Source organism: Marinifilum sp. D714 (assembly GCF_030851345.1).
Classification (GTDB): domain Bacteria; phylum Bacteroidota; class Bacteroidia; order Bacteroidales; family Marinifilaceae; genus Marinifilum.
On sequence record NZ_JALPNU010000009.1, the window covers coordinates 44,194 to 69,605 of the forward strand.

26 protein-coding genes are annotated in these 25,412 nt (G+C 35.4%); 14 read left to right on the plus strand and 12 right to left on the minus strand.

Translation table 11 applies throughout. The features are described from left to right. Positions 1 to 30: 30 nt before the first annotated feature. A complete protein-coding gene (locus tag M0051_RS10395; RefSeq protein ID WP_306741469.1) occupies positions 31 to 738 on the plus strand; it encodes a hypothetical protein in 708 nt (235 codons plus the stop codon). On the opposite strand, the gene M0051_RS10400 is transcribed toward M0051_RS10395, so the two are convergent. After that, complete coding sequence (locus M0051_RS10400; RefSeq protein WP_306741470.1) at positions 690 to 1,364, minus strand: Crp/Fnr family transcriptional regulator; 675 nt, start codon at positions 1,362 to 1,364, stop codon at positions 690 to 692. The two genes, M0051_RS10395 and M0051_RS10400, sit on opposite strands and share 49 nt — an antisense overlap. A 187-nt stretch (positions 1,365 to 1,551) precedes the next feature. Here M0051_RS10400 and modA point away from each other — a divergent pair, with 187 nt between their 5' ends. Genes modA through modC form a run of 3 tightly spaced genes read left to right on the plus strand, consistent with a single transcriptional unit; the run spans position 1,552 to position 4,128 of the window. Then, on the plus strand, positions 1,552 to 2,322 hold the full coding sequence (gene modA, locus M0051_RS10405) for a molybdate ABC transporter substrate-binding protein (RefSeq protein ID WP_306741471.1): 771 nt from the start codon (positions 1,552 to 1,554) through the stop codon (positions 2,320 to 2,322). Further along, positions 2,315 to 3,010, plus strand: coding sequence for a molybdate ABC transporter permease subunit (modB, locus tag M0051_RS10410; protein WP_306741472.1), 696 nt, complete (start codon positions 2,315 to 2,317; stop codon positions 3,008 to 3,010). Before modA ends, modB begins: the two co-directional genes overlap by 8 nt. 23 nt (positions 3,011 to 3,033) lie before the next feature. Continuing rightward, positions 3,034 to 4,128, plus strand: a complete 1,095-nt coding sequence (modC, locus tag M0051_RS10415) for a molybdenum ABC transporter ATP-binding protein (RefSeq protein WP_306741473.1) — start codon at positions 3,034 to 3,036, stop codon at positions 4,126 to 4,128. A gap of 49 nt (positions 4,129 to 4,177) precedes the next feature. Here the strand turns inward: modC and M0051_RS10420 are convergent, their stop codons facing one another. Both M0051_RS10420 and mnmA read right to left on the minus strand, forming a co-directional pair. Then, complete coding sequence (locus M0051_RS10420) at positions 4,178 to 4,420, minus strand: DUF3820 family protein (RefSeq protein ID WP_306741474.1); 243 nt, start codon at positions 4,418 to 4,420, stop codon at positions 4,178 to 4,180. Between the two features lie 56 nt (positions 4,421 to 4,476). Next, a complete protein-coding gene (gene mnmA, locus M0051_RS10425) occupies positions 4,477 to 5,574 on the minus strand; it encodes a tRNA 2-thiouridine(34) synthase MnmA (RefSeq protein ID WP_306741475.1) in 1,098 nt (365 codons plus the stop codon). Positions 5,575 to 5,752: 178 nt separating this feature from the next. Here mnmA and M0051_RS10430 point away from each other — a divergent pair, with 178 nt between their 5' ends. From M0051_RS10430 to M0051_RS10445, 4 genes are all read left to right on the plus strand, one after another. Then, positions 5,753 to 7,792 carry a M13 family metallopeptidase gene (locus M0051_RS10430; RefSeq protein ID WP_306741476.1) on the plus strand — a complete coding sequence of 680 codons (2,040 nt, stop codon included), beginning with the start codon at positions 5,753 to 5,755 and terminating at the stop codon, positions 7,790 to 7,792. 379 nt (positions 7,793 to 8,171) lie between these two features. Continuing rightward, positions 8,172 to 8,960, plus strand: a complete 789-nt coding sequence (locus tag M0051_RS10435; protein WP_306741477.1) for an RNase H family protein — start codon at positions 8,172 to 8,174, stop codon at positions 8,958 to 8,960. Between the two features lie 458 nt (positions 8,961 to 9,418). After that, entirely contained in the window at positions 9,419 to 9,844 is a 426-nt protein-coding gene (locus M0051_RS10440) for a DUF3859 domain-containing protein (protein WP_306741478.1), read from the plus strand. Positions 9,845 to 9,977: 133 nt separating this feature from the next. Beyond that, entirely contained in the window at positions 9,978 to 10,703 is a 726-nt protein-coding gene (locus M0051_RS10445; RefSeq protein ID WP_306741479.1) for a hypothetical protein, read from the plus strand. 83 nt (positions 10,704 to 10,786) lie between these two features. Here the strand turns inward: M0051_RS10445 and purU are convergent, their stop codons facing one another. Then, positions 10,787 to 11,650: a formyltetrahydrofolate deformylase gene (gene purU, locus M0051_RS10450; protein WP_306741480.1), complete on the minus strand. Its 864-nt coding sequence runs from the start codon at positions 11,648 to 11,650 to the stop codon at positions 10,787 to 10,789. 230 nt (positions 11,651 to 11,880) lie between these two features. Between purU and M0051_RS10455 the strand changes: the two genes are divergently transcribed. Beyond that, entirely contained in the window at positions 11,881 to 12,831 is a 951-nt protein-coding gene (locus M0051_RS10455; protein WP_306741481.1) for a radical SAM protein, read from the plus strand. A 378-nt stretch (positions 12,832 to 13,209) separates the two neighbouring features. On the opposite strand, the gene M0051_RS10460 is transcribed toward M0051_RS10455, so the two are convergent. After that, on the minus strand, positions 13,210 to 14,451 hold the full coding sequence (locus M0051_RS10460; RefSeq protein ID WP_306741482.1) for a 6-phosphofructokinase: 1,242 nt from the start codon (positions 14,449 to 14,451) through the stop codon (positions 13,210 to 13,212). 193 nt (positions 14,452 to 14,644) lie between these two features. Between M0051_RS10460 and M0051_RS10465 the strand changes: the two genes are divergently transcribed. After that, positions 14,645 to 16,564: a prolyl oligopeptidase family serine peptidase gene (locus M0051_RS10465; RefSeq protein WP_306741483.1), complete on the plus strand. Its 1,920-nt coding sequence runs from the start codon at positions 14,645 to 14,647 to the stop codon at positions 16,562 to 16,564. Between the two features lie 52 nt (positions 16,565 to 16,616). On the opposite strand, the gene M0051_RS10470 is transcribed toward M0051_RS10465, so the two are convergent. Next, the gene (locus tag M0051_RS10470) at positions 16,617 to 16,997 is read right to left on the minus strand and encodes a desulfoferrodoxin family protein (protein ID WP_306741484.1); all 381 of its coding nucleotides are present in this window, start codon (positions 16,995 to 16,997) and stop codon (positions 16,617 to 16,619) included. A gap of 61 nt (positions 16,998 to 17,058) precedes the next feature. Next, positions 17,059 to 17,691, minus strand: coding sequence for a peroxiredoxin (locus M0051_RS10475; protein WP_306741485.1), 633 nt, complete (start codon positions 17,689 to 17,691; stop codon positions 17,059 to 17,061). A 301-nt stretch (positions 17,692 to 17,992) separates the two neighbouring features. On the opposite strand from M0051_RS10475, the gene M0051_RS10480 reads away from it, so the two are divergent. From M0051_RS10480 to M0051_RS10490, 3 genes are read left to right on the plus strand one after another with little or no spacing between them, the layout of a single operon-like run. Further along, entirely contained in the window at positions 17,993 to 18,817 is an 825-nt protein-coding gene (locus M0051_RS10480; protein ID WP_306741486.1) for an esterase family protein, read from the plus strand. 43 nt (positions 18,818 to 18,860) lie between these two features. Beyond that, positions 18,861 to 19,943 (plus strand): toxin-antitoxin system YwqK family antitoxin, encoded by a 1,083-nt coding sequence (locus M0051_RS10485; protein ID WP_306741487.1) that lies wholly within the window; start codon positions 18,861 to 18,863, stop codon positions 19,941 to 19,943. Between the two features lie 5 nt (positions 19,944 to 19,948). Then, a complete protein-coding gene (locus tag M0051_RS10490) occupies positions 19,949 to 20,575 on the plus strand; it encodes an MOSC domain-containing protein (RefSeq protein ID WP_306741488.1) in 627 nt (208 codons plus the stop codon). A 49-nt stretch (positions 20,576 to 20,624) separates the two neighbouring features. Here the strand turns inward: M0051_RS10490 and M0051_RS10495 are convergent, their stop codons facing one another. Further along, complete coding sequence (locus M0051_RS10495) at positions 20,625 to 21,386, minus strand: hypothetical protein (protein ID WP_306741489.1); 762 nt, start codon at positions 21,384 to 21,386, stop codon at positions 20,625 to 20,627. Positions 21,387 to 21,520: 134 nt separating this feature from the next. Next, positions 21,521 to 23,038, minus strand: a complete 1,518-nt coding sequence (locus M0051_RS10500) for a M28 family metallopeptidase (protein WP_306741490.1) — start codon at positions 23,036 to 23,038, stop codon at positions 21,521 to 21,523. 177 nt (positions 23,039 to 23,215) lie between these two features. Here M0051_RS10500 and M0051_RS10505 point away from each other — a divergent pair, with 177 nt between their 5' ends. Beyond that, positions 23,216 to 23,935: a protein-L-isoaspartate(D-aspartate) O-methyltransferase gene (locus M0051_RS10505; RefSeq protein ID WP_306741491.1), complete on the plus strand. Its 720-nt coding sequence runs from the start codon at positions 23,216 to 23,218 to the stop codon at positions 23,933 to 23,935. Positions 23,936 to 23,946: 11 nt separating this feature from the next. Here the strand turns inward: M0051_RS10505 and M0051_RS10510 are convergent, their stop codons facing one another. From M0051_RS10510 to M0051_RS10520, 3 genes are read right to left on the minus strand one after another with little or no spacing between them, the layout of a single operon-like run. After that, positions 23,947 to 24,453 (minus strand): hypothetical protein, encoded by a 507-nt coding sequence (locus M0051_RS10510; RefSeq protein ID WP_306741492.1) that lies wholly within the window; start codon positions 24,451 to 24,453, stop codon positions 23,947 to 23,949. An 18-nt stretch (positions 24,454 to 24,471) separates the two neighbouring features. Further along, positions 24,472 to 24,864 carry a DUF302 domain-containing protein gene (locus M0051_RS10515; RefSeq protein ID WP_306741493.1) on the minus strand — a complete coding sequence of 131 codons (393 nt, stop codon included), beginning with the start codon at positions 24,862 to 24,864 and terminating at the stop codon, positions 24,472 to 24,474. Between the two features lie 26 nt (positions 24,865 to 24,890). Beyond that, on the minus strand, positions 24,891 to 25,385 hold the full coding sequence (locus tag M0051_RS10520; protein WP_306741494.1) for a hypothetical protein: 495 nt from the start codon (positions 25,383 to 25,385) through the stop codon (positions 24,891 to 24,893). Positions 25,386 to 25,412: the final 27 nt, after the last annotated feature.

The following is a 25,412-nucleotide window of genomic DNA, read 5'->3' on the forward strand; positions in this document are numbered from 1 at the left end:
TAGGAAAATTTTACAAGTATAGTTCGTATTATGAGTTTATTGCAGAAGAATTGGTCGTGGTTGATTGTATGTGTGTTGGCATTATTTCCTTTGATTAAGATTTTTTCATTAATTAGTTTCAATTTTGAATATCCTGAATTCGACTTTATACTTTTTGATGATATGGAATTGTCGGAACAAGTTGCCCTAAAAACAGGAAGAGACATTATTCCCGGAATTGAGGTAGCAATAGAAAAAACTGGTGAATGGGCTATACGGTGGCTAATAGCTGTTTTAATGATTACGCCATTTAAGATTGTATTTGGCACAAAAAGTAATCTATTTGTTAGGCAAGCAATGGGAATATCATGCGGTGTTTATGTATTTTTGCATGCTTTCTTTTTTATGTATCATGAAGGATTATTTTCGATTTTTTCAGATTTACCTTTGATCCTTTCAGGAATTTCTGCGGTAATAATATTCGCATTAACAATTACTTCAAATCGTCGATCGATGAAGTTTTTGAAACGACATTGGAAAACATTACATCGATTCATTTATTTTGCTGCAATTTTGACCATAGCTCATGTTGTTCTTCTAAATAAAGATTGGGAATTGTATTCAAGTTTATTCTGTATTGGATTAATTGTAAGGTTTGGTCCGGTTCGTCAGTTTTTCCAAACGCAAAACCTAAAAGAAGTATTGTTGAATCAATTTAAGGCAGCCGGATTTCTTACCAAGATTCGTCGTCTGTCATAGGTAATTACTCCATTTCGTTCTAACTCATTAAGTGTTGTTGTTACTGTTTGACGAGTTGTAGCTGCCAAACTAGCTATGTCTTGATGCGTAAGATTTAAACGGATTTCCCTTTCATCACCAATTTTAATTCCATGTTCCTCAATTAAATCGAGTAATAAGCATTTCACTCTTTCGGGTGCCGATTTAAACCATATTCGCTCCAATCTGCTTCGGACTTTTTTCAGTCTGAAACCAATTAGCTTGGTAACCTTTAAACTAAGGCGAGGATGTGATGCCAGAAAATGCTCAAAATCTTGAATATTTACATAGCAAATTTCAGCATATTCTGTTGTTGCGGCAATTTGTTCTCGTTTGCTCTGTCCTGTAATTGCCAATTCTCCAAATATTTCACCAGGGCCAAGAATGGCATAAATTAGCTCTTTTCCATCATCCGAAAAGGAAGAAATTTTAACCTTGCCTTTTTTAAGAAAGTATACCGAGTTTGCCTCATCATTTGGAAGATAAATGGTCTGGTTTTTAGTAGCCTCTAGCATTTTTACCTTTTTTCTTAAATCCATTTTTTCAAGAATGGATAGCGAGCCTAAAAAATTGAAGTTTTCGAAATACCATAGGATTCTGTCCTGCATAACTGGTTGATTTTGTGGATTAGTCGGCATTATGAAGATACAAAAATTATTTAAAATGAATCAAAATAATAATAGCTAAATATGTGTTAATTATAAGTTAGAGAATATGATTTTGGAGTCGTATTGTTTTAAGTAGTTCAGTATTCTTTAAAAATTACTATTTTCAGGTTTTGCTAAGTAATTCTGCATGAAGAAAACTGTAATTATAATCATATTATCGATGTTTGTTTTTTCTTGTTCAAATAGAAAGAATAGAAAAAATGAAATTACCTTATTTGCTGCTTCCAGTGTAACAAATGTTGCTCAAGAAATATCCAGAAATTTTGAGAAGGAAACTGGCATTAAGATCAAACTTAATATTGCTTCGTCGGGAATATTGGCCAGGCAAATTGAAAGTGGAGCCGATTTTGATTATTACATTTCTGCCAATAAAAAATGGATGGATTATATAAACAGTTTGAACTTGGTTGAAAAGGCCACAATAGAGAACTTGGCCACGAACCGATTGGTTGCGATTGTTCCTTTAGGAAATAATAAAAAGTCAAAAAAAGAAGAGGTTGAAAACAATTTGCCAGACTTATTTGCGGGGCGTTTATCAATTGGTGATCCGAAACATGTTCCAGCGGGTAAGTATGCAATGCAGGCGATTAAATTTTATGGATGGGAAAAAGATCTTGCTGATAGATATTTACCTGCAAAAAATGTAAGAGATGCATTGTTAATGGTTGAAATGGGCGAAGCCGAAATGGGAATCGTTTATGAAACAGATGCCATGAAATCTGAAAAGGTCAATATCATTTATCGATTTCCAAATACTGCATGTGAAGTCATTGCCTATGTTGGTGCTACAAAAAAGGAGAGATCCGAAAGCTTAAACTCATTTTTGTTGTACCTTCAGTCGGATGATGTGAAAAGTATATGGAGAACAAACGGATTCAAGCTAGATGAATATGAATGAACTGCTAAACTTTAGTGAAGATGAATTGCTGGCAATCGGACTTTCGTTTCGTGTTGCTTTTTGGTGTGCTGTTTTCATTCTTCCCCCATCGGTATTCTTGGCTTGGTGGTTGGCTCGTAAACAATTCAGAGGAAAATCAATAGTGGAAGGTTTTTTGAATTTGCCTTTGGTCCTTCCGCCTGTTGCAACAGGATTTATATTGCTTTTGTTATTGGGAACAAATGGATTACTTGGGAAGTGTTTGAACGAATGGTTTGGAATAAAGTTGGCATTTAGTTTCTATGCAGCTGTAATTGCCTCAATGGTGGTTTCATTTCCATTGGCAATTCGAGCCATTCGCCTGTCAATCGAAATGGTGGATCCAGGCTACGAAGAAGCAGCGAAAACCCTTGGGGCAAATTCGTTACAGACTTTCATTCGGGTTACTTTGCCATTGGCGCTTCCTGGAATTATAAGTGGTTTTATTTTGGCTTTTGCCAGATCATTAGGAGAGTTTGGTGCCACCATAATTTTTGCCGGAAACATATCTGGTGAAACCCAAACCATACCCTTGGCGCTTTTTAATGAAATTCAGGTTCCCGGACATGAAACAGCAGCTTTCCGATTGCTATTGGTGGCTGTGGTATTTTCATTTGCAGCCATGTCTTTTTCCGAGATTTTGGTAAAAAAACTTCATCATCGTAAATAATCAATCAAGATACATCACACAATATGCACGCATTATCGGCCAGATTAAAAATTCAAAAAGGAAATTTTTCCCTCGATGTAGAGGTTGATTTTTTGAAGGGAATTACTGGAGTTTTTGGTCCTTCGGGATCGGGAAAAACCACTTTAATGCATTTGATTTCAGGATTGGAAAAACCAGATGAAGGACATATTGAGATTGATAACAGCTTGATATTGGATACCTCTAAAAATTGGAATGTAAAATCCCGTAAAAGGAGGATTGGATATGTATTTCAGGAAGGAAGATTATTCCCTCATATGACTGTTAGAAAGAATCTCTTGTTTGGAAGTATTTATGCCAATAAAGATCAACAAATCATACATTTTAATGAGGTAGTGGACCTATTGGAAATACGTGAATTATTGGAGAAGAGACCCAAGAATTTATCGGGAGGTGAAAAGCAACGTGTAGCCATTGGAAGAGCTTTGTTAAGCGCTCCCAAATTACTTCTTATGGATGAGCCATTCTCTTCTTTGGATGTTGCCTTAAGAAGACAGATTATACCCTACCTGATTCGAATCAATATAAAACTGGGTATTCCAATGTTGGTGGTAAGTCACGATTTACCTGACCTATTAAGTCTGACGCAAGAGTTGTTTCTACTTCGCAATGGTAGAGTGGAAGGACATGGCAATTATTTTGATTTGATACAGTCCGAAAAATCGCTGGATATCATGCGTGGTGCCGGTTTAATGAATGTAATTCCTTTTAAAGTGGAATCGCATGATGTGGAGAATGGATTAACCCATTTAATTAATCGCGATGCCAGTCATGAAATTAATGTGGAACGCGAATTAATTAACGACTGCTGTAAAGTGGGAGATGAGTTAAATGTTTCTTTACGTCCTGAAGATATAGCGATTACCTTGAATGAAATAAGTGACATTTCTATTCGCAATCAACTAAAAGGAAAAATTACCAAAATCATAAAAAAGGAGAACAGAACTTATTGCCTTGTGGATGTGGGATTCCTTTTAATTGTTTCAATTACGCAGGCCTCTCAACAAAAGATGAATCTGGATGTAGACGAAGAAGTGTATTGTCTGTTTAAATCGATGGCCTTGCAGATAAACATTTAAATGTTCTGGGTGTAGAGACGCACGGCCTTGCGTCTCTAGTAAAGTTATACTATTGATATTTTTTACACAGCGGACGCAACATTCCTTCCAATCCATTCAATTTAATTTCGTACATGGATGCCAACATTTCGCCCAACTTTCCAGGAGGAAATCCTTTTTCGCGAAACCATACCAAATAAGGTTCTGGCAAATCGATAAGGTATCGGCCTTTGTATTTTCCAAAAGGCATACGCATTTGAATCAATTTAATCAATTCCTCGTTTAGTTCTGTTTTATTGATTTCGTCAGTCATTTAAAATATCGTTAGTACTGCAGAGACGCAAGGCCTTGCGTCTTTACAAATAGTGATTAATCGTTATATTCGGCAAACCCACCGCCAATAAGTTTGTTGCCAATGTAAAAAGCAACTGGTTGTCCGGGAGCCATAGCCCAAGCTGGGTTTTCCAAATCAACCAATAGTTCATTATTGTCCAAAATTGTAATCTTTGAATAGCCATCAGGATTTAATCCAAGACCTCTTACCACTGTGGTAATATTGTTTTGCGTGATATCCTCGATATTATGGAAATAGTAGCCAGATATTTTAAGCTGTAGCTTATTTAAATCGGCTTTTTTCTCCAGAATTAGGGTGTTGTTCTTGGCATCAATTCGACTAACCATTAAACCCGTTTTTTCTTTCAGTTCAATACCACGCTTTTGACCTACGGTGTAGTATGGATAACCATCGTGCGTTCCCAACACTTCACCATTTACATTCATAGCTTTACCAGGTCCAATTTTTTCATTCAAACCTGGAATCATTTCCTGAAGAAAGTCACGGTAATCTTTTCGATCCATAAAGCAAACGCCCATACTTTCCTTTTTTTTGGCAACTTCTTCGTATCCATAAGATTTTGCAATTTCTCTCACTTCAGGTTTGGTATATTTTCCAAGTGGAGTTAGCGTTCTGGAAAGAATATCTTGTTTCAGATTCCACAAAAAGTACGATTGATCTTTAGCAGGATCTTTCCCTTTGTTGATGTAGAACAATCCGTTCTCATTCTCAATGGTAATATAATGTCCTGTTGCAATGTAATCACATTGTAATTCATCAGCTTTTTCCAGCAATAACTTCCATTTCAAATTAGGATTGCATTGAATACATGGACTAGGTGTACGACCTGCCAAGTACTCATCCAAAAAGAACTGAATGATAGTATCTCTAAATTCTCTACGGGCATCAATTACATGATGTTCCAGACCAAGTTTATGGGCAAGCTTTTGAGCATCCAAAATAAAATCAGGATACTTGTCATTTTCATCATAAGAATGATTGTTGGAGTAAAACCAAAGTGACACTCCAATTACTTCATAACCCTGATCTTGTAGCATCATTGCTGTTACCGAAGAGTCGGTTCCTCCACTCATTCCCAATATTACTTTTCCCTTGCTCGCTTCCTGATTCATCCTGTGTAGTTCTAATTCCGAATGCAAACATATTGCTTTCGCAGAAGATAAGCAAAGGGTCTTATCCCGAGATTTGTTCTGCTTATCGAAAAAATAGGCGTATTGTTCTTAATTTTTATAAATTCGGCAGTTTAAAGAAAACCAAAGAATCAAAAACTAAATTATAAAAACAGTAAACATGAAAAAACTAGCATGGGGAGCATTAGGCCTTGGAGCCGCTCTTGCTATTACAGTTGCATGTTCACAGCAAGCACAAAAGGGCATTGGTGTGATCAAAAAAGAGGACATGAACTTATCTGTTAAACCAGGTGAGGATTTCTTCGAATACGCGAATGGAACCTGGATGAAAAACACTCCAATTCCTGCAGATAGAAGTCGTTATGGCGCTTTTGATATCCTTGGTGAAAAAGCCAATGAAGCAGTTCACACTTTGTTGGAAGATGCAGCAAAAACTGAAAATGCAGAAGAAGGAAGTAATCTGAAAAAGATTAAAGATTTCTATGCTACAGCAATGGATGTAAAGAAGATTGACGAAGTTGGTATCAAGCCATTGTTACCAGAGTTTGAAAGAATTGCAAACCTAAAGAATGCAACAGATCTTCGCAAAGAACTGGTTCATCTGCACCAAATGGGAATTAGTGCTTTATTTGGCGCTGGTGTTGAGCAGGATATGAAAAATACAGAGGTAAATCGCATGTATTTGTCAGAAGATGGTCTTTCATTATCTGATCGTGATTACTACGTGGTTGATAACGAAACCAACCTGAACATCCGTAAAGAGTTTGTGAAGCATATTGCCAAAATGTTCGAATTGATTGGCGAAGATGCTGATGTTGCTGCAAAAAATGCAGAGAAAATCATGAAGTTTGAGACTCGCATGGCAGCTAAATTTAATACTCGTTTAGAGAACAGAAACTATCCTGCAATGTACAATCCTAAGCCGGTTGAAACATTGCTGAAAGAATATCCAAACTTCGATTGGGCAAGCTATTTTAAAGAAAGAGGCGCTGATATCAAAGAGTATGTTATTACAACTCATCCAAGATATATGGCTGAATTGAACCAGATGTTGGTTGATGAGAAAATGGATGACATTAAGCTTTACCTAAAATGGAAAGTATTGGATGATGCTGCAGGTTCGGTTGGAACTGAATTGGAGAAGCAAAACTTTGCTTTTTATGGCACTGTTTTAACTGGTGCTACAGAACAGAAACCACGTTGGAGACGTATATCGGATGCTACAGGTAGTGTTTTGGGCGAAGCTGTTGGTCAATTGTATGTAGCAAAATATTTCCCACCTGAAGCTAAAGAGAGAATGGACAAGTTGGTAAACAATTTGAAAATTGCTTTGCGCGGAAGAATTGAGAAATTGGATTGGATGAGCGATTCAACAAGAACACAAGCATTGGCTAAGTTAGATGCTTTTGGTGTGAAGATTGGTTATCCTAGCAAATGGGAAGATTACTCAAAGCTGGAAGTTAGCACAGATTCTTACATCCAAAACTTATGGAGAGCTGCAAAATTCTACGATGCTAAAAACATTGCAAAATTAGGTCAGCCTGTTGATACAGAAAAATGGGGTATGACTCCTCAAACGGTAAATGCATACTACCACCCATTGTTGAACGAAGTAGTATTTCCAGCTGCAATTCTTCAGCCTCCATTCTTTTATTTGGATGGTGATGATGCAGTTAACTACGGTGCAATTGGTGTAGTTATTGGTCACGAAATGACCCACGGTTTCGATGATTCTGGTCGTAGATTCGATAAAGATGGTAACATGAGAGATTGGTGGACTGCTGAAGATACTGAGAAGTTTAATGCAAGAGCAGAGAAGTTGGTTGAGCAATTCAACGGATTCTACGCATTTGAAGATCTTCACGTTGACGGTAAACTAACTCTTGGCGAAAATATTGCTGATTACGGTGGATTAACTGTTGCTTTGGAAGCATACAAAATGGCTTTAAATGGTGATCAACCAGCAGATATCGAAGGTTTCACTAACATGCAGCGTTTCTTCTTGGCTTACTCGAAAGTTTGGAGAGGTAACACTCGCGATAAGTATCTTAGAAAATTGATTAAGGAAGATGTTCACTCACCAGGTAAATACCGTGTAAATGGTGGATTGTTCAATATTCCTGAATTCTACGAAGCATTCGAAATTGCTGAAACAGATCCATTGTACCGCACCGAAGAACAACGTGCAGTAATCTGGTAAAATACACCTGCCAGAGTCTATAGACCTGCCAGCGTTTTAAAATATAGCCATCTCCATTGTGGGGATGGCTTTTTTATATCATGAACTTGGTACATTTTCCATAGTATGAAATAAACTAAAACTTATTTAGCCTCGAAGAGGCGTTAGCAATAGAGTAGGGCAACGCCCTACTTTGGAGTTAATATGAGAATAGAAGCCCTGAAAGGGCGTAAGCTTACGCCCCTCAGGGCTAGAAAAAATGAAATATATCTGGTCAAATGGTGATGCCCTTTGCTATTGCTGTAAGACTTTCAGTCTTAATTTATAAAAGACCATAAATGCCGCCCAAAACACAAGCTATATCAATCCTAAAGCTTAAATTGCAGAAAAAGCATTCAAATTGGAAGTAATAAAAATCAACCTACAGGTAAAGTCCATACAAGAAGATCGAGTGGAATGTTTTCTTTCCGATGAAAATGAACATCTTCGCTTGTTTTATGATTCCGAAAAGGGAGAGATAGAATTTGAAGAAGAGTTGAATTTGGCACAGACCATTCTTAGTTTACAGTTTCAGTTCGAAAAGGTGATGCGCTCTGCCATTAAAGGAAATTTGAGACCCAATCAGACCATCAACTGTGTGTTTATAGAAGATTTCCGATTTTTAGAAGAGGTCGATTTTAACGCCTACATCAGGGTTGACAGAAGAACGGATGAGCTACAAATTACTACCAGTAAGACCGAAACAAAAAGCATTCATAAAATTTATGCCGATGGATCACATTCATCGGAATTCAATCAATCGGCTTATGGTGGATTTACTGAAGATCCGAATGGTACGCAGCAAATCTACTCCCGGATGATTAAAGGGGGAAGCAGCAATATGATGGAGCTACTTGCCATACTGGACGGATTACAGCGCTTAAAAATGGTAGAGAAAATACAGATCAATACCGATAGCCGCTTTGTAATTCGTGGCCTGGTGCAATGGGTGCATTTTTGGCAGCACAACCATTGGAAAACCGTATTTGGTCGCGATGTTCAATTTGCAAAATACTGGAAAGAGGTAAACGAACTTTGCAAAGGAAAACTGATGGAGTTCAACTGGATAAAAGGACACTCCGGAGATGAGAAGCAAGATTTCTGTCATCGCTTGGCACGTGAATTGGTGAATGTAAATAAAAAAGCCTGACTCAATTGCCAAGAAAACTCATGAAAGACTCAAATGAATTGCAATAGCAGAGAAAATACTCATGAAATGATCGTTTTTGTGCAAATATGAGTGTTTCAAGAGAGGAAATCTGCATATTTGTGCAAATACCTGCATTGAAATAAAATAAATTGATGTTTTTGTGCAAAAACATGCATTGAAAGACAAGAAATGAGTGATTTTCCAACAAAAATGAGTATTTCAAATGAGTAAATCATCATATTTGCACAAATACGGCCTTTTCCAGAGGTGAAACGCTCATATTTGTACAAATATGGCTTTTGAAAGAGGTGAAAAGCTTGTATTTGTACGAATACAAGGATTTAAAATAATTCAACGCCTCTTTTAGTGCTGATTTTGATATTTAAAATAAAATTAATAGGGTATTTGTCTTAAATATACTCATCTAAAGAGTTGAAACAGTCAATTAACACACAAGAATGAAAATAAAAATAGTTGATTACGGAATTTGCAAAGCCATAGGGAAGACGAAGAAAGAATATGTTCCTGGCAGCTCAACAGGTTACTTTTTGCATTCCGACGATATGGAGTTTCAGGAAAGAACGCATATTATTTACCCTGAAAAAGGCTTGAGTTTTGGAATCAGCTATCGCTTCGAAACAGGTTCTGAAATTGCAGAACGTGTTGATTTTGTATGTAGAATCAGACATCCCAAATTGGTTAATCCCGAAACCCATGAAGCATTTATCGAAACCACCGAGGAAAAAGACGAATACAGCGATGAGTTAGGCTTCGATTTTTACACCTTCGAGTTCGATTGGGAAATGCAGCTGGGCGAATGGATTTTTGAGATCATCCATGAAGGTGAGGTGATGTGTAGTCAGACTTTTGTGCTGAAAGAATAATTTATTTGATGCTCTCACTCTGAGTTATGGTATCAATTAGTCTAATGAGAGCTTCACGGAAAGTGAAACCCTCATGCAATTAATTCGGATTTCCACTTAAGAATTTTAACGTTATAAAGATTTGTTAGTTCAAATGCATAAAAAAATTGAAAATGTAAGAGCTCGATTAGAATTTGTTAATAAACTCACGACTGTCAAAGAAGCTTTTAGAGGAACAGAACTAGTGAGGAAGAGCGAAAATGGGGATTTTATACATCCATATATTCATTTTGATGGCCTGAGATTCTATTTAATTTTAACATGTTTTGATATTTTGGGATCCACTACGGAGTATTTACCCTTTTCAAATTGGTTAACTTCGTCCTCGACTAAAAATGAAAGAGAAGAGATTTTTGGTCAAATTAATAATAGTGAACTTACTCCAGAAAGTGTTAATAATTTATATTTACACTATAATAAGATTTATGGCGTTACTAAAGGGTTTAAGCGCTTTATAACAGAAATTCTTTCAGACGAGAATAGAAAACTATTACTAGATAACATTATGATACGTAAATTTGATAGTGTATCTAAAATTCAATTAGAATATGCGCCTTCAGATAGTAAAAAAATCAATTTTTTATATCAAATTAGAAATTCATTTACCCATACCGGTGAGCCATATGCAACACCTGCTTCAGGAATATTTGATATAATTGAAGATGGAATCATAATGGACGGTGTTAGGAAATGGGGATATTACTGTATTCATATTGAAAAGAATAACAAATTTTATTACGAATACTATGTTCGAAAATGGCCTTTAGTGTTAATTGAGATTTTAAATAATACCATTGAGACTATAAAGTTAAGTGATTAACTAAATCAATTGTTTACCTCTTTCTATACAAACTGAGAGCATCACTTAAAGTGATACCCTCAGGAAATTTTTTAAGTACGGAATTAATCAAAAACAATCGTCCTGGTACCATCCACAATAATACGATGCTCGGCTTTATAGCTAAGTGCACGAGCCAGAACAATACGTTCCAGATCACGACCTTTACGGATTAAATCGGGAATGGTATCCTTGTGGGTAATGCGCATGATATCTTGTTCGATAATTGGTCCTTCGTCTAAATCTTCTGTTACGAAATGGCTGGTTGCACCAATCATTTTTACACCACGTTCGTAGGCCTGTTTGTATGGGTTTCCACCCACAAATCCCGGAAGGAAAGAGTGATGAATATTAATGATTTTATTTTGATAGGCCTCGATAAAACCTGGCGATAATACCTGCATGTAACGAGCCAATATTACCAAATCGATATCATGCTCTTTTAAAAGTGCAATCTCTTTGGCTTCCTGTTCCTGTTTGTTTTCCTTCGTAATTGGGAACACATGGTAAGGAATGTTATGAGCATCGGCAATATGCTTTAAATCGGGATGATTGGAGATGATCAATGGAATTTCAATCTCGTATTCATTCATATTGTATCGCCATAAAATCTCCTGCAGGCAATGATCGTATTTCGATACAAAAATGGCCACGCGTTGTTTCTGTCCGGAAAACTCTATTCTCCAGTGAGCCTTAAACTCCTGTGCAAGCGGCTCGAAAGCTGCATGCAACTCCGACGCAGGAATGCTTGAGTTTTTCATGTTCCAAACCACACGAAAAGAAAAGAATTCCTGATTTTGATTTACATGCTCATCCAGCGCAATGATATTGCCACCACTTTGGTAAATGAACTGGGTGATTTTAGCTACAATCCCATTCTGATCGGGACAAGTAAGAAGTAAATAAGCATTTACATTATTTTCAGACATATTCGTGCGTTTAATCGGATATTCCCGATGGTTAATTACTTAAAATTTACGAATTGTCCGTTAGAATTTGATAGGTGTGTCATGCAAAAATAGAAATTTTGTCGAAAAGAGAGAAAATCCTAAGAAACAGTTTAAATTCTGAAGGGTAATTTTAATCACTTTCTAATATATTTCATTAGGTTTGCTATGTAAAATCACAGTTCGAAAGAGAACTGTAAGCATAGCGAAAGATGACAAAGGAAAGAATGTATAAATATTTGTTTGGGCCAATCCCATCAAGACGTTTAGGCATGTCGTTGGGTGTTGATTTGGTGCCAAAAAAAGTGTGTTCAATTGATTGCGTGTATTGCGAAGTTGGAAGAACAACGCAATTATCGGTTCAGCAGGAAGATTATATCGCTGCAGATAAGATTAAGGAAGAGTTGAACCATTATTTGCAACACAATCAGGCTCCCGATTATGTGACCATTACTGCATCGGGTGAGCCAACCTTAAATGCCAATTTGGAAGAGATTATTGCCTTTGTAAAGCAGAATGAGGCAAATATTCCAGTGTGTGTGATCACCAATGGAACCCTTTTACATGATAAGAAGGTAAGAGAAGCGCTAAACAAAGCAGATTTGATTCTGCCATCATTAGATGCAGCAACAGAGCCTGTATTCAGAAAAATCAACCGTCCGCACAAAGAGATCAATTTTGAAGCTTACATTCAGGGGATGATCGATTTTAGTGCTGAGTTTACAGGTGAAATTTGGCTGGAAGTATTCATCTTGCCAAACTATAACGACAGTAAGGAGGAATTGTTGGCCTTAAAGGAAATCATTTTGAAGATTAATCCCGATATCGTTCAGTTAAATACTTTGGATCGTCCGGGAACTGTGGCTAATCTTCGAGGTGCAACCCAAGAAGAATTGCAAGCAGTAATGGATTTGTGGCAATTGGATAATGTGAGAATTATTGCCAAAGCCAAGCAGTCCAAACAAACCCAATTCCGATCGGATACTGAAACGGCAATCAAGGAAACCATATCTCGCAGACCATGTACGGTTGAAGATCTAATTACAATGCTGGGACTGTGTGAAGAGGAAATTGATCGTTGTCTGGCAAATTTGGCAAGCCTAAAAGGATTTGAAAAAGTAGAACAGGAGAGAGGTGTGTTTTACCAAATAAGGGAACAGTAAAATTTCACGCAGAGTTCGCAAAGAATTTATACGGGAAGAACGCAGAGTGTTACTTCGACGAGAGTCGTTCATTTAATACTTGAAAAGCAATAGAAAGGTTTGTTTAGGAATTCTTCCCTTCTAGGGAAGATGGCAACAGCCAGAAGGGTGTATTTTTAATTATATTATTCTTATTTCACCCTTTTCCCTATCGGGATTTTCCCTTGAAGGGAAAAACACAGCTTGAAAAGTGATAAGGTTCATCATTGTCTAATTAATAAAGTTATTTTAACCTTTGATTGGCATATAATTATAAGAACAAAGGCAGTTGAATCATTTCAACTGCCTTTGTTATATCCTTACAATTATTAATTACTCATTATTAATTGTACATTAATTTTAGTTCCAGTTCAAAATCTTTTTGAAGATGTAGTTCTCTGGATCTGGAAGATACTCCTTAGCCGCTTCCATATCTTCTTCGGTTAGATAATGCAAGTTGTAATTCATTATATTTTGCACTTTTTCGCTGTTTACATCAACCAAACGAGGTTTTACTTTTCCGTTTTCATCTTCAACATCTTTCAAGAAAAGTGGAGCAACATCACCTTTAGGATCAACAGTAACCATACATTTCGAGTGACCTTGCTTGAATAGGCTGTAAACGCCATCACCAAGAAGAGTACAAAGGCTCAAGTCGAATCCGATAGGACGACAACAACGCAAACCGAAACCTAACTCAACCGGACGAGTTCCAATTTTTAGTCCGTAAGATTTGATCTTGCGCTGAATCAACATGTTAAATACGTGAGATTTACTTACGTTGAACAACTCTGGATGACCGTGAGCATCATAAGTAAAGTTCACACCTGTACTTTCAATTTCTTCGTCGCTCATAAAGTGGAAAACACCTTCACTAATTACAGCAGCACCATAGTTCAAGCCTAAAATTCTACGCTTAATGATAGATGAGATCACCAATTGAGCAATTTTCTCTGCAGAGATAGCAGTTTTGTTGAACATCTCAGGGATAATAATCATTGGGAAATGACATGCAGCGCCAATTCCGAATGCCAGGTGACCGGCTTCACGCCCCATAGCTGCCAAAACGAACCAGTTTTGAGAAGTTCTTGCATCTTCATAAACCGTTGTTGCAATCTTAACCCCTTCGTCTTTTGCCGAGTGGAATCCGAATGTAGGAGTTCCTTCTGGCAGTGGAAGATCATTATCTATTGTTTTTGGTACGTGAATGTTTGAAATGTTCACATTGTTATCAGCCAAATATTTGCTGATTCTGTTTGCAGTAGATGCCGTATCGTCTCCACCAACAGTAACTAATAGTTTTACGTTGTTATCAATAAAGAATTTGGTTGAAAAATCGCTGTCTTTTGGCTTAAAACGACTCATCTTAAGGTGAGAACCACCTTTGGTGAAAATTGCATCAAGAGTTACAAAGTCTAGTTCCTCCATTTTACGATCTTCAGAGAAAAGACCTTTATAACCTTCGTGTAAACCAATAACTCGGTAACCATTTCTTAAAAACACTTTACCAACGCTACTAATTACAGTATTAATTCCTGGTGCTGGACCTCCACCACACAAAATAACAACAGATTCTTTCATACTATTAGTCTCAAATATCATTTTTATAAAGATTGGGCAAATATAGAGCTTTTGAATTGAATTGATTGATTGCGAAAGCTAATTCTTAAGCAGAATTAAATGATTTGAACAGGATATAAATATTTTGTAAAGCCGATACAATGTTATAAATTTACACCTGACACCACTCTTAATACTTAATTCTAAAAGTATTTCTAACCTTCATTAAAAAAATATGAAACGTAATTATCTGATTTTATTGATTTTTATTGCTGCTCTTGTGTCTTGTGAGCCAGCAAAAGAAAAGATTACAGTACCATCGTACAGTATCGAACAATTCTACAAAAATATTAGTGTAAGCGGAGGATCATTTTCTTCTGATAAATCTAAGTTATTGGTAAGTAGTAACGAAACAGGTATCTATAACCTGTTCGAGATACCTGTTGATGGTTCGGCTCAGAAACAATTAACTTCCTCCGAAAAGGAGTCCTACTTTGCCATTTCCTATTTCCCAAATAGTGATAAGGTTTTGTTCTCGGCTGATCAGGGTGGGAATGAGAACAATCACATTTACATGAGAGATGAAGAAGGGAATATTACAGATCTCACACCTTTCGAAAATGCCAAAGCAAGTTTTTGGGGATGGGATCGTGATGAAAAATCTTTCTTTTATCAATCGAACAAACGTAATCCTAAGTTTATGGATTTGTACCAGGTAAGTGTTGAATCTATTCTTAATGGCAAACCAAATCATAAGCTAATTTACACCAATAATGATGGTTTTGATGTTGCAGCAAAAAGTAAGAATAACAGATACCTGGCCCTTACGCAAAGTCTGACTACTACAAATAATGAGATGTATTTGTACGATAGAAAAACAGGCAAGCGTACACACATTTCGGAGCATCATGGAGATGCAACTTATAATCCACAATTCTTCAGTTTAGATAACAAGTACTTGTATTATTTGTGCAATGAAGATTCTGATTTTGTTTATTTAAACAAGTATAATATTGAAACTGGGGAGAAAAGTTTGGTTTATAAAACCAATTGGGATATTTGGTATGCTTACCACAGTTATAATGAAACTTATCGAATTATAGGTATCAATGAGGATGGCAAAACAAATATTAAAGTGGTTGAAATTGCAACGGGAGAAGAAGTTCAATTGCCTAAAATTCCTGGTGCCGATATCAAATCGATTAGCTTAACCAAAGATGAACAAAGAGGAAGGCTGGTTGTTGGAACATCTGTATCGCCAAATAATATTTATGTATTTGATATGGGAGACACAGAAGCCAGAAAACTTACCAATACGCTAAACCCTGAAATTGATCCGGCAAATCTTGTTGAAGCAGAAGTGGTTCGCTACGAATCGTTTGATGGTTTGCCAATTCCTGCAATTTATTATCAACCCAAAGTTGCAAGTACCGATAATAAAGTACCTGCTTTAGTTTGGGTTCATGGTGGTCCTGGCGGACAATCGCGTGTAGGCTATTTTTCGTTAATTCAATATATGGTGAATCAGGGCTATGCCGTTTTGGCTGTAAATAACCGTGGAAGTAGTGGTTATGGTAAGAAATTCTATGCTATGGACGATAAAAAGCATGGCGATGTGGATTTGAAAGATTGCATCTGGGGAAAGAAATTCTTAATTAATACTGGCGTTGTGGATCCTGATAAAATTGGTATCATTGGTGGATCGTATGGTGGATACATGACCATGGCTGCGCTTACTTATACTCCTGAAGAGTTTAAAGTGGGTGTAAATATTTTTGGAGTAACCAACTGGTTGAGAACGCTAAAGTCAATTCCTCCATATTGGGAATCGTTTAGAAAAGCTTTATATGCTGAAATGGGTGATCCTACTACGCAAGATTCTGTTGCCTTGTATAACAAATCGCCACTATTTTTCGCTGATAAAGTAACCAAACCATTAATGGTACTACAAGGAGCTAACGATGTACGTGTTCTTCAGGTTGAATCGGACGAAATTGTTGAGGCAGTAAAGAAAAACAATGTTCCTGTGGAATACATCGTATTCCCGGATGAAGGTCATGGCTTCCGTAAAAAGGAAAATGAAATTAAAGGATATGGACAAATTGTTACTTTCTTGGATAAACATTTAAAAGGGAAGAAAGATCAAAAAGAATAAAAAAAGAAAAGGGAAACCAAACGGTTTCCCTTTTTACAAATCTATGAAATTGTTATTCTGAAACTTCAACTAGTTTCTCATCTGAATGCCATAATCCGTGTTTTGTACAGAAAGCAGTTGCAGTTAATTTCATTTTACGAGAAGGAACCACGTAAAAATCAACTTCGGTTTGGTTCGCTGCACCACCAAGTACTCCTGAAGAGAAGTTAGCTTGAGTTAACATTTTCTCACCATCCCATAATTGAACCCATGCTACATAGTGATCGAAATCATCTGGATGAGCATAAGCATCACCTATTTTCACTTTTACCTTGAATTTTTCACCTTTTTTTGCTGATTCATCACAGTGAATGAAAGCTGAGTGTCTATCGATATAATCTTTTTTTGCTTCACCTTCGATAGTGGTGATATCTTGATAAGTGTTAATTTTCATGATCTTGTTTTTTTGATTTTAACCACTTAAGTGGTATAGAGATTAATTTTGTTTTTTATTCTTAGTTCTTGCTTAAGTATTCGGCAACACCAGCAGCAGTAGCTTGCATAGCTTCTTCACCTTTGCTCCAGTTTGCTGGACATACTTCACCGTTTTCTTCGAAGTGGTGCAGTGCATCAACCATACGAATTGCTTCATCAACGTTACGTCCCAATGGAAGATCGTTAATAACAGAGTGGCGAACAACACCTTGCTTGTCGATTAGGAATAATCCACGGTAAGCAACAGGAGCACCTGTCGAAACAGCATTTCCTTCAGCATCGTAATCATACTCAGAAGCCAAAACACCGAAGTTTTCTGAAATTGTTTTAGACAAGTCAGCAACAAGTGGGTAAGTTACACCTTCGATACCACCTTTGTTTTTTGGAGTATTTAACCAAGCAAAGTGTGAGAATTCTGAATCAACAGAACAACCTACTACTGCTACATTTCTTTTTTCAAATTCAGCTAATTTGTCTTGGAATGCGATTAACTCAGTTGGACAAACAAATGTAAAGTCAAGAGGGTAGAAAAAGAATACTACTTCTTGTTTTCCTACGAATTGATCTAAAGAAAATCCTTCAACAATTTGATTTCCGTTTACTACAGCGCTAGCCTGAAATGATGGAGCTTTTTTTCCGATTAAAGTTTGCATCTTAGATTTATTTTAAAGTTATTTTTCTTTTGTTTTTGTAACGATACAAATGTAGAATTGATTTGAATAACGCACAAATTATATTAATCAGTTATTTTTATGCCTATATAGAGAGAATTAATAATAGGGTACTGAAACCGCTTAAATATGCAGTGTTTCAGGTAAAACCAAAAAATGGAGAGATCATGTATCGCAAAAATTTTTTATTGGGTTATAATTTTTAGTTTTGTAGAAGTTACAACTTTATTTTGGTAAATACTTGCTCTTAATTTAGATTTTATAAAAAGATAATATCCTGAATATGAATGCCTCTAAATATTGTTTTGAAAGCTATGATGAAATAAAGAATGTCTCTGCTAAAGATGGGAAAATAAGCTTTTTTGTTTTCAATAGCAGATCACGTTCCTGGGTTCCATACTTTGTTTATTTGCCACCCAATTTTTCTAAAGAAAGAAACTATCCTTTGATACTTTTTATGCATGGACAAGGTGGAGATGAGACAACTTTTAATAAATACGTTAATGAAGAACAGCTTAATAAATGGATACTGGATGGAGAAATTGAACCTGTTGTAATTGCTGGAATACGAGGAGATAATGATAGAGAGAATGTGCAATGGTTTACCCCAGAGAATGAAAGTTTAATTGCAGATGGTCAACTAGGAGAGTTTGTCCAGTATTGTCAGAGGAACTTTAATGCAGGTGTTGAAAAGAAAGCTATTTCAATAGAAGGACATTCTCGTGGTGCAGCAGGAGCCATTCATTATTATTTGAAATATCCGGGAAAGTTTGTTTCAGTTGTTGGAATAGGATATGTTAGCGATTATACTTTACCATCAAATAAAAAATTAGCATTACAAAATCTGGAATTATTAAAGGAATTACAAATTCCATTGCGATTGGAGATCGGTACAGAAGATAGCTTTGTACTGACTAAGAATCGCAGATGCATTTACGATTTGCATGACTATTTGAACGAATTAGATTTGGAGCATGAATTTGAAGTTTTACATGGGGTAGAGCATAGGTTCGATTACTTTTGGCATTATTATACCGACGAAGGATTGATTAATGGATTACGACATCTAAAATTTCATGAGAAGGCCAGAAAACTTTTAAAGAAGTAACTTTAGGAATGAATATTGCTGCATCCACTTAAAACACATTAATATGAAACCAAATCTACTTTTACTCTTTTGTTTGATCTTTTTTTCCTCTTTAAGTTATGGACAAAAAACAGTTTACTTCGATGAAAATTGGCTTTCGATAGAAAAAGCTGATGCCAAATACTATAGCGTTATTTATCCCATTTCTGAAGGTAAATATCAGGTTAAAGATTATACAATTTCAGGTACATTACTATCCGAAACGGATTATTTGCCAAAAGTTGAATTTATAGAGTGGGAAAAATTGTATGAAAAAGGATTTCAGGAGTTAGCAGTTGAAGATGGCAAGAGTACAGAATATTTTCCTAATGGAAATAAAAAGAAGCAGTTTTCCTATAAAAAGGGAGTGCAGGAAGGAAATATTCGTTTATGGACCGAAGACGGTAAATTACTACGAGATTTTATTGCACAAAACAACATTGCCAATGGATTGTATCTAGAATATTATCCGAATGGAAAGGCTAGTTTATCGGTAAACTTTAAAAACGATACTTTAAATGGACCAGCTGCCTATTATTACTCAAATGGGGCATTCTCGCAAAAAGGAAACTTTAAAAAGGGTAAAAAAAATGGGAAATGGACTTATTGGTCGGAGAAAGGTGAAGTGGTTGGTACAGAAACCTATCGGAATAGTTTTTTTATTGAAGGACCGGATATCAATATCGGTTTTCCAAAAGGAAATTGGTGTTTGGAAGATCAATTTAAGGATGGTAAGCTGATGAACTTTGTTTTTTCCAGAAGTGCAGCTGTTGAAACACTAAAAAGCGGAGTTGTGCCGTCTTGTATTTTGTCTTTGGAATATATCGGAGAAGAAAATAAACTACTCGACTACTCATCATTTAAAAGAAGAAGGTTAACTGTTGATATTCACAAGGTAATTGCAAAGGAACAAGAATTATTTTCGTTAGATAATTCAATGGGGTATTTGGGTTCCTATAATGATGATGAATCGAAGAAACACACGGTTGTAGTTTTTCATACTATCCAAAAAGGAATTGGTGTTGAAATGATTCTTGATATCAGACATGAAGATTACGAGAATTTAAAGAAAGAGGTAGTTTATATTTTAAGATCCATTAAAAAATAATTTCTATGAAAGTAGTGTCGACTAATAAAGGAACATCAGTAGAAATCAATTATCATGGAAAGCTAGTGAATACAGGCATGTATAAATTTCCGGTTGATGAGGGGATTTATTTGGGCAAAGAGGATGTTAAAGATGATTTTGTAATTGACAGAAGGTATCATGGTGGAGTAGACAAAGCATGTTATTGGTATTCTACAAAGCATTATGATTTTTGGAAGGATAGATTTCCTGATTTGGAATGGAATTATGGCATGTTTGGTGAAAACCTAAGTATTTCAGAATTGGATGAAGGAGAGGTGAAAATTGGTGATGTGTATGAGATTGGTGAATGTTTGGTACAAGTTACTCAACCAAGACAGCCATGTTTTAAACTAAATTATCGATTCTCTTGTGATACCATGGTAAAAGAATTTATTGAGGCTGGTTTTCCTGGCATATATATTCGTGTTTTACGTGAGGGAACCATATATAATGGAGATGAGCTGATTTTGAAAGAACGAAATGAGCAAAGTTTGTCGGTTCGTGAAGTTTATCAATTGCTTTATCAGGAGGATAAAAATCCCATACTTCTTCAAAAGGCAATTGAAGATAAAGCATTAGCAGCCAGTTGTAGAAAAGATTTAAGCAAATAAAAAAAGGACGGGGCACCGTCCTTTTTTTATTATTGGGAATATTATACCTCTAGCTTCCTAGTATTATATCTCTAACCAAAGCTTCAGCATCAACAGCACTAACATCCATATTGAAACCGATTTTGTAGATCAAACCATTGTACCAAGCGTAATATTGGTAAGATCCTGTTGATTCTTTATAAATTCTTTTGTCTGCTTCTACATATTTGTAATAGTCAAACATTCGTGGCCACATGATATCATCCGACTTAGGCAAATAGTATAAAGTATCTGTATCGGTTAATTTTAAGTTCTGGTATCTTCTTTTTTCCAGATCTTCTCTCAAAGTTTCCAATTGCTTTTCACTCATTTCATCAAATGGATTGTTAGGGTGTTGAGTTACTGAAATGGTAAAGAAATCTTTAAAATTGGCCGCATAACTTTCATCATTCTCCAGATATGAGATTTGAATTTGAAATACGAGTTTATTTTTATCATTCCATGAGGTAACTATATTTGCTTTCTGAGTATTTACGTCAAAAGGCAATTCTGATGAGGAAATAAGAGTTATTTTATTTCTCATTTCAGCAGGAATTCTGTTTAAAGCCTGACCAATGCTCACAGGTATATAGTAGTCAACACTTTCTCTTTCCTTCAATATATTAAAATCGTAATTGTAAGTGTGATCGTAGCCTTCAACCTTGCTTAAGCCAACTAATAACTCTTCATTCGGATCTATAAAACCAGTGTGTTTGTCATTTTCCGAACAAGATATTATTCCAATGAATAATAGTGCAATACTAAGGTATTGGTAGGATTTTTTGATATTCATAATTGTATGATAATTGAATTCACAATGAACAATACAAACTTACGTAAAAAAAGAATTTATGTTTTCTTTTTGTTTAAGATTTAATAATCTTACCGAAAAATTATTTATAACAACTTAATGAGAGTTCTTCTAATTTACTCTTGATTAGCCAATTCTATGGCAGTAAGAAAAATTAAACTACTTACTTTTTTAATGGCTTCATAATCTATTTTATCAGGAGTATCGGTGGTTTTGTGATAATCATTGTGTAATCCGTTAAAATAAAAGACTGCAGGTATGTTTCTTTTTACAAATGACGCATGATCTGATGCAGAATAGAGAAAATTATCTGCAGTATCGTAGGAATAATCCAACTCGAGTTTTGGATATTGATTGTTTATACTATCAGTAATGGTTTTAAGCTTTGGGTTCAGATGATTTGCTCCAAGTAGGTATACAAAATTAGTATTCTCATGTCTATCATCTATTCTACCTAACATATCAATATTTAAATTAGCTTTAATATTGTCATGTGGAAACGTTTTATTTTCGACAAAATATTTTGATCCCAGCAGACCTTTTTCTTCCCCCGAAAAAGTGGCAAATAATATGCTTCTTTTCAGTTTTAACCCTGAATTTACTGCCTTTTTTAATGTTCTGGCAATTTCAATTAATGAAGCTGTACCCGAAGCATTATCGTTAGCTCCATAAAATATTTTTTTTCCGTTTGCACCTACATGGTCATAGTGAGCGCTAATAACAATGTATTCATCTTTTTTCTCGGAGCCAGGGATACAAGCAATTACATTTTCGGTTGATTGTGAGTTGTAAGTATTGGAGAACTCAAGATCAATAGTCAATTTATTTTTATATTTAATCTCTAATGGGTTTCCAGCGATACATTTTTTAAGATTTTTTAGTTTTACATTAAGGATTTTCGCTACAACTTTTTCGCTTATTGGACCTTGATAAGTTGTTCTCAACCTTTCAAAACCATGATACAATTTACCTTGTGATATTGAATCGAAAGGATTCTTTTTTTCAAAAATACTTGGGTCTAGTAATTGATTTCTACTAAACATCTTCTTTTGTCGTTGTATAATGTTTTGTATTTGGTGTGGATTATTTGGATTACAATAAAATACAATCTTGGCTTTCGTTTCCTTCATTATATCAATAGCCTTGGCTGGTCCAGCATAAAGGTTTGAGGTTAGAAAAAGAACCGCTTTATCGGAATAATCCTTATTCTTAAAAATGCTATCTTGAGCTAATCCAATAAATACCAATTCAATCTTGTTGCGTTTTAAATTAGAATAACCTGTTATTGAAAAATCTTCGTAGGCTTTATATTCATTTTCATTAATTGACAGTTTAATTATTGGAATATACTTTTTATAAACAGAGAAATCTTGAAAATAACTTAGGCTATCTGTTTTAAACTGATAGCTAATTAATCCGGCTTCCTTAAATTGCTTGTAAATATACGCAGCAGCTAATTTTTGTCCAGGTTTAGCAGTTTCCCTTCCTTCCATTTTCTCAGAAGCTAGTTCATAAACATCTTTTTTGATGTTTTCAGCTGAAATTTTTTGTGATAGATCAATCACATCAATTTGCTGAGCAATTATCTTAAAAGAAATTAAAAAACAGATTGATAGAGCTGTAAATATCTTCATGTAATAATGATTTTAAATCGAGTTATTGGTCAATTGTGAATTTAATAAAATAAATCTCCTTTTAGGTAAATTGGTCATAAAAGATGTACACAAGGATATTTCATTAAGCACTGATAAAGTCGTAAATTTATAGTATACAACTAATAAGGTATATTTCAATATCAAAAATGGTATAAAATGAACTTTAGTTTAATATACGGTTTAGTTTTGCTAATTACTGGTATTGTTATTCCTGTGAGACAAAATGTTCAGAATATGGATTTTAAAGAGCTGAGGTTTAAAATGGTGGCTGAACAGATAAAATCCCGGGGAATAAATGACTCCGAAGTAATTGCAGCCATGCAAAAAGTAAAACGACATTTGTTTGTGCCCCATTATTTGCAGAACTATGCTTATCAAGATCGTCCACTACCAATTGGACATGGACAAACTATTTCACAACCATATATTGTTGGATTGATGTCTCAATTGCTAGAGGTGGAGGAAGGAGAGAAGCTATTGGAAATAGGAACAGGATCAGGTTATCAGGCCGCTATTCTGGGAGAATTGGGTGGCGAAGTATATAGTATAGAGATTGTAAAACCGTTGCAAAAAAGAGCAGCTTTTGTTCTGGACTCTTTAAACTACGAAAATGTTAATACCCGATATGGTGACGGATATGTAGGTTGGCCGGAAAAAGCTCCTTTTGATGGTATAATAGTAACTTGTTCGCCAACAAAAATACCACAAGCTTTGATTGATCAGTTGGCTGAAGGAGGTAAGCTTGTGATTCCTGTTGGATTGAAACATGTGAAGAAATTGGTTCTTCTGGAAAAAAAGAATGGCAAAGTGATTCAACGCAATGTTATACCCGTTAGGTTTGTGCCAATGGTTGATGAAGATGGAAATATGTATTAACCTGAATTCGATTATTGATTTGATTTCTTATAAATCCCTTGAAATTGAATATTCCAACTCTTCCCACCATCAATAGTTGATTCCCAAACTTGTTTTACATTACCATTTGTTAGCTGTGTCCATGTTATTCTGTGTATAGAATTTGGTTCGCCCATATTAGAGTCCAAACCACTAGTGAGAATCATTTTGCCATCAGAAAAAACACCTGTAAGAAGAAGGTTGTTGCCATTTTTATCAATCCAGATTTGATGCCATTTGGCTGTTTTTGAATTGTAGAAACTGTAGCTGGTACCAGTGAAGTTTTCCTTCTCAGAAACCCAATTCTCCTGAATTACATTTTTATTTTGGAGAAATACAATTGTATTTTTGCCAACTAAATTTTCTTCTGTATAAACATCCCACTCTCCAACCCAAAAGTCGAACTGTCGATTTGGATCAATAGTTGGCTTTTTTTCTTGCGCCAATGTAGAGTGGGGAATGTACATTACTGCAATAATTAGGATCAGAAATGATTTCATAGTTAAAGGATTTGTTAATTAATCTTCGAGATAGGTAAGAGAACGCTCCAGTTTCTTCTTTAGCTCGATAGCAAATGGTTGCAACTCTTCGTTTTCAATTACATTAAAAGCTGCCGTTGGATCCATAATTGAAATATCTACATGGCCATTATCCTGTTCGATTACGGTAATATTACATGGCATCATGATTCCAATTTGATCTTCAACTTGGAATGCCTCGTAGGCAAATGTTGGATTACATGCACCAAGAATGCGATATTTTTTAAAATCAACATTAATTTTTTCTTTCAAAGTTGCTGTTACATCAATATCTGTTAAGATTCCAAATCCTTCAGTTTGAACAGCTTTGGTAATTCGTTCAATAGCATCATCGAAGCTAAAGTTTGTACTTCTTTTAATATAGTAGCTCATATTTTAAATTTTAGGTTCGTAATTGTTTATATATCATCCTTAAAACGATCTGTTTGCAGTCCTTTTCTTGGAGACATATCGCAAACTTTAAATAAAGTCCATATTAACACAGGAAATGATAAAATTCTAACATATCCTAGAATGGGTTCATACTCTGGGCCCAATGGTCCTGGAATGTAATTCATAATCATAAAAATGCTTAATGGGATGAATAGTGCGAGAAGAATCATTAGTAATATGGCAGCTTCCTTGTATACGCGTCTGATTAATAAACCTACTCCACATATGATTTGGATGAATCCTGAAATGCTTGTAGCGGTATAGGTCGATTTAAAAATGGTTGAGAATAGATGGCTAAAAAATGTTGGGAACATAATATGTAATGCACCTACTATAATTGCAGCAATACCAAATGCAAAACGAAAGTGTTCGTTTCTGGAAAAAGCTTTTAGATAATTGCTGAATATTGAAACAATTCTAATAAGGATATAGCTTGATAATATCACAAGAATTAGAAGCATGGTTGCATATTTTTATATTCTCATCAT